Here is a 12541-nt window from a genome sequence, read left to right as displayed (position 1 = left end):
ACAGGTAGTTATGTTAAATGATTACACCTCATCAAAATTCACCACAACCTTTGCACTAGTTGCATAAGCTTGACATGCTAGTGAGAGTCCAGCTGCAACTTCCTTATCGGTTAAGATCGCATTTTTTGCCATTTGTGCACTACCTTCTTCTATCTGGCATATACAAGAGCTGCAAATACCGCCCTGACAACTGTACGGTGCATCGATGTCATTTTTAAGCATGGCATCTAGTAAAATCTCGTCTCTTTTTACAGTAAGTGTGTGCTTCTCATCATCGAGTATTACCGTAAGCTCAGTTAAATGACTGTCTTCTGATATTTCTATTTTATTCTCTTTGGCAGCAAAAAGTTCGAACTTGATGTTCTCCTTTGTAAGAACCTCTTTTTCTACCAGATTATCTGTCGCCATAGAAATCATCTCTTCTGGTCCACATAGATATGCTTTTGCAAAAGTGAGATCAGCAACCTCTTGTTTCAAGAAAAAGTTGAGGTTAGATTTACTCACACGTCCGAATAATGCCTCATCGCGCTCCTCACGAGAGAAACAATATTTAAGGAAAAAACGACCTCCATATTGATCCTTAAGATCATTGAATTGCTCGTAGTAAATAGTTTGTGCTACCGACTGATTTCCATAAATCAAGGCCACTTTGCTTTCTGGCTCATTCGTAAGTACTTCCTTGATAATAGAAGTAATAGGAGTAATACCACTACCTGCTGCTATCATCAAATAATTTTGAGCGGTTTCACTTTTTTCATGAATAAAAAGACCGTCTGGTGTAGCAACTTCTAGCTGGTCACCTGCACGCAATGTCATGGCATAGTTAGAAAAAACACCTTTTTCTACTGCTTTAATAACCACTTTTAAATCATTTTCATGCGGCGCGCTGGATAGAGAGTAAGCACGACGTACTTCTTCTCCATTTATGGTAGCTTTGAGCGTTAAGTACTGACCAGAGATGTAGTTAAAATCTGCTGTGAGGGCTTGAGGTATATCAAATATAATCTCTACTGCCTGAGAAGTAACTTTGGTAACTTGTTTTATAGTAAGATGATGAAAAATCATGTGGTATATTTAAAGCTGCAAAAGTAATAAAGGAAATCGAGCTGTAACATTTTTAACAAAATGATTACTTATAAATCAAAATCACACCAAAATGATCAAACAATTTATCAACCTTGAGTGGAAAAGCTTTTTTAGAAGTGCAGCTTTTAAAAAGAATCTAGCCTTTAAAATCTTTCTTGGATTTTTTGCATTGTTATTGATTCTAGAATTTGCAGCAGTAGGGGCAGGTAGTTTCTTTTTAATCGAAGACGGGATAGAAGATGGTGCAATTACAGGGACAGACCCTTTTCAAGTAGTAAATAGATTTCTTATCTACTGGTTTGCTGCAGATTTAGGTTACCGTTATATGTTACAAAAGATGCCAGTCGCAAACATAAGACCATTACTGTATTTACCATTTTCAAAAAGTAAAATTGTAAAGTATGCATTAGGTAAAACTCTACTATCATTTTTTAACCTTCTACCAGCTTTCTTTTTTGTGCCATTCAGTATAGTATTGTTGGTACAAGGTTATAATCCAGTAGGTGTTATAAGCTGGCATCTTGCTGCCGTTTTTATCACTTTAAGTATCAATTTCTTAAATATTTTCATGAATAATATGGATAAAGTTTTTTATCCTATGCTAGTTATTCTGGTAGGACTAGGTATTCTACAGCGATATGAGATTTATGACATTACACAGCACACAGAACCTGTTTTCAGTTTCTTTTATGATCAACCATGGAGTTTTGTAATTCCATTGTTAATTGCTGCATCTCTAGCTTACTTTGCTTACGGTTATTTTTTAAAGCAACTGTACTTAGATACAGGACTTAAGTCTAAAGCTAAAGAAGCTACAACAGAAGATTTGAGTTTCTTAAATCGTTTTGGCTCTATTTCTACTTATTTAAAAAATGACATCAAATTAATAAAACGTAATAAAAGAGCCAAAATGACTTTTATAATGGGTTTCTTAATTGTTTTCTATGGTTTGTTTTTTATGTCAGGTCAGTTTGGTAACTACGGAAAAGTATTTGCAGGAATATTTGCAACAGGTGGATTCTTATTCAGCTTTGGTGGTCTAGTACCTTCTTGGGATAGTAGTTATTATAAACTCATGATGTCTCAAAACATTCCTTACCGCGATTTTTTAATGAGTAAATGGTGGTTAATGGTTATAGCAACTGCAGTAAGTACGGTATTAGCTACTTTCTATTTATACTTTGGTTGGGACTGGTGGTTTGCTATTCTAGCAGGTGCAGCTTATAACATAGGTTTTAATAGCTCTGTAGTACTTTTAGGCGGTGCTTATGTAAAAACACCTATAGATTTAATGAGTTCTAAAAAAGCTTTTGGAGATTCTAAAGCCTTTAATGCAAAAACCTTTTTATTGATTATTCCTAAAATGCTTTTACCGGTAGGTATTTATGCCTTATTTGGTGAGACACTAGGTTCTAATTATGGTTTTATAGCCATTGCAGTAACAGGGGTTCTGGGTCTATTGTTTAGAAACAAGATCTTTACTTTAATAGAAAAAATCTATAAAACAGAGAAGTACGACACGATCGCTGCTTATGCTCAAAAGGATTAACTGGTCTGTGAGGACTGTTTAGATTCCGCTTTCGCGAAAGCGGAATAATAACCAACTTTTAATACAACAAGATTATGATTTCAATAACAAACCTTTCAAAAGTATATAACGGCGTTTCTGTTCTAAATATAGAAGAGCTAAAAATCGAAAAAGGCCAAGCGATAGGTCTAGTAGGAAATAATGGTGCAGGAAAAACAACTTTATTTTCTTTGCTACTCGATTTGATCCAGCCTACGACTGGTTATATTTTGAGCAATGATATTAAAGTAAGCGAGAGCGAGGACTGGAAACCTTTTACGAGCGCTTTTGTAGACGAAAGTTTCTTAATAGGTTATCTAACACCTGAAGAATATTTTTACTTTATAGGTGAATTAAGAGGGCAGAATAAAGCAGATATCGACGCACTGATTGCTTCTTATTCTGACTTTTTTAATGGTGAAGCCGTGGGACAGAAAAAGTACTTGCGTGATCTTTCTAAAGGAAACCAAAAGAAAGTAGGAATAATAGCTTCTTTAATAGGTAATCCAGAAGTGGTTATACTCGATGAGCCGTTTGCAAATCTGGACCCTTCTACTCAAATACGTTTAAAGAAAATTATTAAAGGACTTGCTGACGATCCTAATACTACTGTTTTAGTCTCTAGTCACGATTTACAACATGTTACTGAGGTAGCACAAAGAGTTGTGTTGTTAGAAAAAGGAAAAGTAATGATGGATAAAGTAAAAACATCAGGAACTTTTGCAGAGTTAGAAGGTTATTTTAAAGGGATCTCTGAGAGTTATGCTCCTACTGCAGCGATAAGCGAGGAAGAGTAAAACTTTGTTGAATTTCAATACTAATTTAAATAATTTAATATGAGTCCAAGATTTAAAATGTTAGGAATTCACGTGATTATTTTTCTTACATCATTTCTGATACTAAGAATTATAATGATGCAATTTATAGAAGAACCTAACGCGATGTCGATAATTTTACCTCTTGGATTAGCCTGGTTAATTGCACCCAGACCTCATGTTACTCAATTACAGTCTGGCAAGGAGTATGGGCTTAAATTCCTTTTTGGTAAGAAGGTAATGAAGATGTAGGTATCTTTGAAGAAAATAATTATCATGAGCCCTAAAATCAAATCATTCCTTATTTATGGTATTTCGTTTACTGTATTATTCTTGATTTCTAGATATATAGTCATGTTGTTAATGGAGCCTGGTATGTTAACTACATTTATACCATTAGGTGTAGCCATGGTTGTAGCACCTAAACCACACATAGAAGAAACCGAAAACGGTAGAGAGTACGGTTTAAAGTCTATCTTTTTTAAGAAGCCGTTTAAGATGTAATTTCTTATTGTACTCTCCAGCGGCCCTGGTGTTTTAGTTCTTTTACTATTTCTTTTATGGCATCTGCTTTTTCTTTATCTGTTTCATAACGTTTACCATTACTATAGGACTTAGAATAAGTTTTAGTTACTAGAGTGTTTTTTTGACCTAGTTTAAAAGCCACGTACCTAATATATGTTTGCTCCTGGTAACTTCCTTTCTTTTTAAATTCAAAGAGGTATAAGGCTACTTTATCATCTTTGTCTGTGGTGATTACTTTCTTTTCTATGAGACTTAGTTGTTCTTCATTCTTATCAAACAATTTTGCAGTAAGTGCAATACTCCTTGCTAGTTCTTCTTGAGTTACTTGTGGAGAGAGCATTACACCTCTCTTAGAAGCAGTGATAACTACTTGCGCTTTAAGAGAATTATCTTCTTCTATAAGTTCTTGTAATCGCAGTGGTATAGATTCTTCATTCTGTTTTAATAGTGTAAAATACTCTGCCAGGGCTTCTTTTTTACCGCTATCTAATAATTTAGTAAAAAAGTCTTGTGCGTTTTTATCTTTTCTAAATGGAAAAATCAATTTCACATAACTAGTAAGCAAGCCATTTGAGTTATAACTATAACTAGATTTGCGTGCACTCAATGTTCTTTTGATCTCTATTTTTCCATCTGTAATTATTTGTTTACGGTATTTTTTATAGACCTTCTTTTTTACATAATTAGAATCCTTTACTCGTGCTAGCAGCTCATAAACAGGTTCTTTATATTCACTTATAGATGCATAGGTAAGTAAGTCTGGAAATAATCTAGAAGATAATTTTAAAGAATCTCCATATCTATTTAAAGCACTAGAGATGCCAGACTGTTTTAAAGGAAGATCTTTTTCTAGTAACTCCAGTACCTTATCATGATCTGTAGTGGTCTTATTTCTTAATAACTCTTTAAGTATAATAAGTTGTACATCAGGGTCATTATAAGAAGTTTCATATAAATTTGTGATGTATGGAAGTACTCTTGAATCCTCTAACTTCATTAATTCTCCTAGAGTGTATTCTTTAATGTCTTTAAGACTCTTATCATTTATATCTACCGTATTGATTAAATTAATCATCTCTGGAATATCCTTTGCCTTAAATTTTATCTTTCCACTTGCTTCAAAGACTATGGTGTCTTTTGCAGCTACATTTTTAAAGAATATTTCTGTTTTATCGCTAAAAACATCCTTACCCAATAAGGTGTCGCTAGGTGTAAAACTATCGTAGAATTGGCTTACAAATGGAGATGTTTGTGCCGTGCTATCTATTACCGTTTTAAGATGATAAATGCGTCCTTTATAATACATACTTTTTGCCAGTATATGCTTAGCACTTAGACTGTCTTTAAAAGTTCTTTCATAGATAAAGAGACTGTCCTTTTGAGTTTTTTTCTTGTTTTTTGCACGCATATTATTGCGATATAACTTCATGGTAGACCAGTCTTCGGTATCTACCTCTTTCCATAGATCATTAGGTTTATGAAACATTTGTAAATCATGAAACTTTTCCATTTTCACCTCTATTTGCTCATTTGCAGCTGTGGTATAGTAAGTTGTTTTCTTACTCGCTTCATAAGGTTTAATCTCATCACGAGAGTATCTGTTTCTTGCAGTAGGAGCTATAACAGGGCTTTTAACGTTAAAGAATAGAGCAGTGTCTTGTACAGTTTCAAATTCTTTATAGTCTATTTTATTAAAAGATAGAGAATTGAAAAAAGCATCGGCATTTTTTTGATCAGTTCCTGTATAGCCTAATAAATAATAACTACCGTCCTTTACTATTGCTTTAAGTTGGATTTTAGAGTCGGTAATAGTGTCCATGACAGCTGTCGCACGATAACTGTAATAAGGTGTTTTTTCTATAGAGCCGCTCTCTTTCTTATAATCTAGATCTTCTAGAAATTCATCTATTATAAATTGTGCTTCAAATTTATCCTCTTCGATATAATCGGTATCAAAAACTGGAGATTCTTGTAGAAAATAAAAAGAGTCTCCATCAGTTCCTTGTAAAAATGTTTTACCAGGGTTATCGATATTGGTACCTACTATATGTTCAGGAAATAGAACCTCATACTTGTTGTAAGGGGCAATAAATTTTTTTAACTTTTTACTGACAGGTGATAAGGTGATAGAATCAAATATGGATTTTTCATATCGTTTTACATAATCCAGTTTACCACCCAATTTTACAACCACTAATTCTAATGGAGTTTTATAAATATGGTATTTCTGGTAATCCCCTTTTTTAGTTTTATTGAGAATAGAAAAGCCAGGGTAAGGAAGTGTAAACTCTTTCTTTTCAATAATTTCTCCTGGTATATCTTCAAAAAGCACATTGTTTAAAAATTCTAAATCAATAATTTTTTTATTGGTGTGTAAGTAATCGAGAGTGTTGATTCTAGAAATAGTTAAGAATGCACCATTAGTCATCTCTGGCATCATATAAAATGACTGATTACTGATGCTAAATTCGCGTAGATTGTCAAATGTATTTAAAGAAATGGATTGATCAGGGGTACGCTTTCGCGAAAGCGTAGGAGCAACAAAACTCTCGTCCAGATTTTTCTTCTCTCTTTTAGCTAACTCAGTTTGTTTAGAGGTTAATGCCTTTACAGTATAGCCTTTACGTTGCAGCATTTGTATCATCCCTTTTTTACCAGGTAAATGTGCGGCGCCTACACCTGCAAATATTGATTTTGAGCTCATGATAGAATCCATAACCTGTACCATGTTCTCATTGCGATCATAAAGCATGTTCTTTCTATAATACTCTGTATTAGTTGCCGCACCTATAGAATCTAGTAGAGAAATATTGCGATCTCGATATACATTTTCTTGTATGTCATATCGATTTTCTTTTTCTAGACGCTCTAGCAACCATTTATCAATATCTTTTTTTCCAGGATTAGTCGCGGCTTTTGAAGTTAGGTATTGAGATTCTTTAAAATCTTCTAGACTTATTATGGGTTTTCCAGCCTTTTTTCCAGCCTGAAATATGAACATATCTAGATAAGTCTCTTCTTCAAAGTTATCTGACTCGCTGCTTTTACGATATAGATAACCGTTTAATGCTCTATCATTCATCCTTATACTAGATCTAACCATTTGAGGATCTGGATGCTCTAGTTTAAAGATACTTTTGTAAAAAGAAGATCTATAGGACATGGATGGGTTTTGAACTGAGAGTATTTGTTCTTTGTAGTATTCTCCCATCCATTGTGTTGGGTCAGATTCTAGTGCGATAGCATCTACTTTATTTAAAGAAGTAAAAAACACATCGTCTAGTCTAAAAGCTACTTTACTACTTACATGCATGGTACCATATAAATATGACGGTTTTTCTAAACCATTTCCACTAATTTCCCATAACAGGCTGTTATCTGTTTGTGATTTTGAGAAGGAAGAAAATAAAACGACTGTTATAAATAAAAGATAATATTTCATATAAAATGATAAAGTAAATAAGCTATCAAAAATGATACCTAGTATAGATGTCTAAAAGTAGGGCAAAGACATTTTGAAATCAAACGTTTAACGATCTGTTTTTATATTCACCTTTCTATAAAATTAATTAGTTGCAAGATCTAAACATCACAGAAAGTAAAAAATCCTTATTTTTACCATCTTTCACAATATCAACGCGGTATTTGGAGTTATGGACGTTAGTTTAAAACCTATTTTTTGAAACAGTTTTTCTACAATATTTGTATCGCATTTCTACTCATAGCTATTATTACCGGCTGTAGTAGGAAAAACAATTCTTTTATAAGTCGTAATCTTCATGCTGTCGGGACAGAGTATAATGTTCTTTATAACGGTAACCTTGCTTTACAGGCTGGTCTCGATGGACTAGAACAAACTTATAAAGATAATTACTGGGATATTCTCCCGGTAGAACGCATGACTTTAAAAGATCAAGTATTCTTGCCAGGTGAAAAACCAGCAGATCCTAACTTTGAACGTGCCGAAGAAAAAGCAGTAAAAGCAGTGCAAAAGCACTCCATGCTCATAAATGAAACAGAATATAATCCACAAGTGGACGAGGCTTACATGCTATTAGGTAAGGCTAGATATTATGACCAGCGTTTTATACCTGCGTTAGAGGCATTTAATTACATATTGCAATTTATGCCAGAGAGCGACCAGATCAACCAGGCCAAAGTATGGCGTGAGAGAACTCATATGAGACTGGATAATAATGAAATAGCAATTAAAAATTTAAGTAAATTACTTAAAGAAGAAAAAGGCGATATAGAACAAGAAGATCTCGCTATTGCAAACGCAACTCTGTCTCAAGCTTTTTTAAACATAGAACAAGTAGATAGTGCGTTACTTTACATGAATCGTGCAGAGCGACAGACTAAAAATAGAGAAACACAGGCTAGATATAAATTTATAACAGCACAACTTTTTGCAAAACAAGGGCAGCGCGATAGTGCATTTGCACATTATGATGAAATTATAGACATGCATCGCAAGATCCCACGTCGTTATTATATCAATGCCTACATTGAAAAAATAAAAAACTTTGACGATTCTCAAGATTCTAAAGTAGAACTGCTAGAGACCATAACAGATCTAGAAGAGAATAGAGAAAACAGACCATGGTTAGACGCTATCTACTCTCGTAAAGCTATTTATTATGAGAATGAAGACAGTATAGAAGGTGCAAAGGAATATTATAACAAATCCTTGCGTGCAAGAAACGGTCAGGACAGATATTTGAGAGGTAACAATCATTCTGCTTTGGGTAAAATCAGTTTTGACGAGGCTAAGTTTGTAAACGCAGGTAAATATTATGATAGTGCTGTTGCAAATTATGTAGAACGTACAAAAGAACACAGACTAGTTACTAAAAAAAGAAACAATCTAGAAGATGTTATTTTCTATGAAGGTAGACGTCGCAGTGCCGATAGTATTTTTAAAGTGCTAGCAATGACGCCGCAAGAGCAAGCGGTATATTACCAAGAGTACATAGACGAGCTTAAGGCAGAAGAAGAGCGCATAGCACAAGCCGCTGAGGTAGAAGCTGCAAAAGAAGCACAAAATCAGAATGCATTTCAGACTATTAAAGGTGTAACAAAACGTAGTAAAACAGGTCCGTCATTTTCTACACCTGGATCATCGATAGGTACTTTAAAAAACACTGGTAGTTCTTTTTATTTTTATAACCAGCAAACTGTTGCCCGCGGTAAGGTAGACTTTAGAAGAAAATGGGGTAAACGTGATCTTAAAGATAACTGGAGACGTAAAAACAAAAAAGAAGAACTAGAGACCGAGGTGATAGATGAGCAAATCACAGAGGTAGAAGAAGTGAGACCAGAATTTAAAACAGAATTCTACACAAGCACTTTGCCAGAAGGTAAAATCATGCTAGACAGCATCGCGCAATCTAGAAATTTTGCTTACTATCAATTAGGAGTGATATATAAGGAGAAGTTTAAGCGCAATGATCTTGCTATTAATCGTTTTGACACCTTATTAACTCACGATCCTGAAGAGAAATTATTGTTGCCAGCACTTTATAACTTGTATTTAATTTATAAAGAAGATGGAGGTAGTAACGCTTTCGCGAAAGCGGAACAATTAAAAAACAAAATCATATCTAACTATCCAGATACACGATATGCTCAAATATTAAGGAATCCAGAGGCAAAACTAGATGATAGTGCTAGTCCACTAGCTGTTTATAATAGACTTTACAAAGAGTATGAAAAGGAGAATTATGAAGTAGTTATATCTAGTGCAGAGAATTATGCAAATCGTTTTAGTGGTGATGACATAGTGCCGCGTCTAGAATTATTAAAGGCATTTGCAGCTGGTAGACTGTATGGTTTTGAAGAGTATAAAAAAGGTCTGGACTACGTGGCTTTAAACTTTCCAAATACAGAAGTAGGTAAAAGCGCTCAAAAACTAGCCTCAGATGCTGAGACTATTAAAATTGCAGAGGCTTTCCAGCCAGAAAATAATTTAAAAGACTTTAAGCTAGTTTATAGATTTAATACTACAGATGCCATAGCAATGGAGAATCTAAAGAATAAGTTATTAGAGGTGTTTAAAAACGAAAATTATAACTTTAGAGTCTCTGTAGATGTATATAATAAGGACGAGAAACTAGTAGTAGTTCATGGTTTAAACTCAAAACTAGGCGCAAGAGGTCTAGGTGACCTTATGGCAAAACCAGAGAATAATTATAACATAACAAAATCATTCTTTGCTATAGCGTCAGAAAATTATAAGATTATTCAGGTCTATAAGAATCTAGATAAGTACCAAAAAGAAATGCTTTAACGCAATCATATGTTTAACGATAAAAAAAATAAGAAATCTTCTATGGAAGCAGGTAAATCACAAAATAGAATAGGTCATGGAACAACAATCAATGGCGATGTAGTAAGTGATGGAGGTTTTAGAATAGATGGTGTTATAAACGGTACACTTAAAACGCCTGGTAAAGTAGTGATAGGTAAGGATGGTAAGATAGATGGTACTCTAGAGTGCGCAAATGCAGACGTAGAAGGTGTGTTTTCTGGAACATTAGTGGTTAACGGTCTTCTTAGTTTAAAGTCCACAGCAAATATTCAAGGAGATGTCTCTACTCAAAAACTGGCCGTAGAGCCTGGAGCTACTTTTAATGCAAGTTGTAAAATGGATGCTCCAGTAAAATCTATTACCGCTGGTAAAAGGGGGAAAACAGCCTAGGCATTCATTTTTTAATATTTATGTGATAACGATTACTACCTGTAGTTAATTACTATCGTATAGTCGGTAATTAAAATTTGCACTAGAGATGGTAGTCATCACCAGTTTTAGGGTTTTCTTTGTCGCATATTAAAGTCGTACTATTATTTACCTTAAAATCATCCAGTGAATTTTTATCTTAAAACATTTCTTGTAGTCTTATTATTAACAGCCGTTTTTTATGGTGCACATTACCTTATAGTAGAAGACCCTGCGATTTCTTTAATTAAAACTTATTCATTTTTAGGTGCAGCGACGTTTATAACAGTGAGTGCGTTGAAATATGTTTTTGGTTTAGTGCCTGATAAATTAGGCTTTTCATTCTTAGCTCTAGTGTTTGTAAAGTTCGGTGTAGTGTTTCTTTTATTCCCTGAATTATTGAGTGATGATCCTAAATTATCTAAGGTAGAGTTACTAGGCTTTCTAGTACCATACTTTATCTTTTTATTTATGGAAGCGGCAATTGTTATTAAGTGGCTTAATAAGAATTAATTGGCGGTTAAAAACCTCTTTAAAAATCGTGAAAAAATTAACTTTTAAAAGCTATGTTTTTACACGTTTTTTTGTCATACATTTGCAGCCGAATTAAAAGACCTAACTTTTTAAGGTGATTTACATGTTTACAGCGTACTTAAAAACAGCTTTTTTTGCTTTAATCCTAACAGCTTTTGCAACAGCACAAGCACAGGATAACCATGGTGATGTTGATCATCATGAACAGGTGGTTGCCGATGGTGGAAAAGTGAATACAAAAGAAGAGATCAAGTCTTATATAGAACATCACTTACAAGACTCTCACGATTTTCATTTATTTTCTTACACAAATGATGCAAATGAGCGCAAGCACATAGGTTTCCCTTTACCAGTTATGGTATGGTCTAGTGCAGGTCCTAAATTTTTCTTATCATCAAAATTTCATCATGATGATAATGCTCAGGTTCTTGTAAAAGAAGGTGACGCTACATTCTTTAAACTACACAGTAAGATTTATGAATTAGAATCTGGTGCTGCAGCGGTAAGTTATGATGGTGATCACCATCCTTCAAATGCTCACAAGGTGTTTGATTTTTCTATTACTAAATCTGTTTTTGGTTTACTAGCAGTAGGTTTAATTATTTTCTTGTTATTCCGTTCTCTAGCGAGACAGTACAAGACTAAAAGTATTCCTACAGGTGTAGGTCGTGTTTTAGAACCTTTAGTTCTTTATGTAAGAGATGAGATTGCTCGTCCTAACATAGGAGAGAACAAGTACAAAAAATTCATGCCTTATTTATTAACGGTATTTTTCTTAATCTGGATTTCTAACCTTTTAGGTCTTACACCATTCGGTTTTAACATTACAGGTCAGATCGCTATTACTTCTTGTTTAGCTTTGTTTACCTTCTTTATTGTACAATTTAGTGCAAACAAAGATTACTGGAAACACATTTTCTGGATGCCAGATGTGCCAGTTTTAATGAAGATAGTTTTAATTCCTATAGAGTTATTAGGAATTTTCACAAAACCATTTTCACTATTGATACGTCTTTTTGCAAACATAACTGCAGGTCACTTTGTTGTGATGAGTCTTATCGCATTAATGATTACACTTAAAGCTCAGTTTGGAGCAGTAGGTTCTACAGGATTATCTGTTGTGCTTACCTTATTTATATCAGTAATAGAAGTATTAGTTGCTTTTCTACAAGCGTTTATCTTTACCATGTTGTCATCACTATTTATAGGTATGGCAGTTGCAGAGCATGATCACCATGAGCATGCCGGTACAGAAGAAGATGATGTAGATGAAGTAAGAGAACGTTTTATTTAATT

General features: G+C 34.0%; 10 protein-coding genes. 8 read left to right on the top strand and 2 right to left on the bottom strand.

The genetic code is table 11. The features are described from left to right. Nucleotides 1-21: 21 nt before the first annotated feature. Nucleotides 22-1065, bottom strand: coding sequence for a ferredoxin--NADP reductase (locus LY01_RS02240; RefSeq protein WP_104514178.1), 1044 nt, complete (start codon nt 1063-1065; stop codon nt 22-24). Between the two features lie 91 nt (nt 1066-1156). On the opposite strand from LY01_RS02240, the gene LY01_RS02235 reads away from it, so the two are divergent. From LY01_RS02235 to LY01_RS02220, 4 genes are all read left to right on the top strand, one after another. Further along, nucleotides 1157-2635, top strand: a complete 1479-nt coding sequence (locus LY01_RS02235) for a DUF5687 family protein (RefSeq protein WP_104514177.1) — start codon at nt 1157-1159, stop codon at nt 2633-2635. A 74-nt stretch (nt 2636-2709) separates the two neighbouring features. Continuing rightward, nucleotides 2710-3450, top strand: a complete 741-nt coding sequence (locus LY01_RS02230; protein WP_104514176.1) for an ABC transporter ATP-binding protein — start codon at nt 2710-2712, stop codon at nt 3448-3450. 39 nt (nt 3451-3489) lie between these two features. After that, nucleotides 3490-3720, top strand: coding sequence for a hypothetical protein (locus LY01_RS02225; protein WP_104514175.1), 231 nt, complete (start codon nt 3490-3492; stop codon nt 3718-3720). A 24-nt stretch (nt 3721-3744) separates the two neighbouring features. Further along, nucleotides 3745-3972, top strand: coding sequence for a hypothetical protein (locus LY01_RS02220; RefSeq protein WP_104514174.1), 228 nt, complete (start codon nt 3745-3747; stop codon nt 3970-3972). A gap of 4 nt (nt 3973-3976) precedes the next feature. Here LY01_RS02220 and LY01_RS02215 read toward each other — a convergent pair whose 3' ends face one another. Next, complete coding sequence (locus LY01_RS02215; protein WP_104514173.1) at nt 3977-7435, bottom strand: TraB/GumN family protein; 3459 nt, start codon at nt 7433-7435, stop codon at nt 3977-3979. Between the two features lie 237 nt (nt 7436-7672). On the opposite strand from LY01_RS02215, the gene porW reads away from it, so the two are divergent. The 4 genes from porW to atpB all read left to right on the top strand — a co-directional run bounded on the left by porW (nt 7673) and on the right by atpB (nt 12539). After that, on the top strand, nt 7673-10282 hold the full coding sequence (gene porW, locus LY01_RS02210) for a type IX secretion system periplasmic lipoprotein PorW/SprE (RefSeq protein WP_104514172.1): 2610 nt from the start codon (nt 7673-7675) through the stop codon (nt 10280-10282). Between the two features lie 9 nt (nt 10283-10291). Continuing rightward, the gene (locus tag LY01_RS02205; RefSeq protein WP_104514171.1) at nt 10292-10693 is read left to right on the top strand and encodes a bactofilin family protein; all 402 of its coding nucleotides are present in this window, start codon (nt 10292-10294) and stop codon (nt 10691-10693) included. A gap of 165 nt (nt 10694-10858) precedes the next feature. Continuing rightward, on the top strand, nt 10859-11224 hold the full coding sequence (locus tag LY01_RS02200) for a hypothetical protein (protein ID WP_104514170.1): 366 nt from the start codon (nt 10859-10861) through the stop codon (nt 11222-11224). 124 nt (nt 11225-11348) lie between these two features. Then, a complete protein-coding gene (gene atpB, locus LY01_RS02195) occupies nt 11349-12539 on the top strand; it encodes a F0F1 ATP synthase subunit A (protein ID WP_104514169.1) in 1191 nt (396 codons plus the stop codon). Nucleotides 12540-12541: the final 2 nt, after the last annotated feature.

Source organism: Nonlabens xylanidelens (assembly GCF_002934445.1).
In the GTDB taxonomy this organism is placed as follows: domain Bacteria; phylum Bacteroidota; class Bacteroidia; order Flavobacteriales; family Flavobacteriaceae; genus Nonlabens; species Nonlabens xylanidelens.
This window is presented reverse-complemented; position numbering and strand designations above follow the sequence as displayed.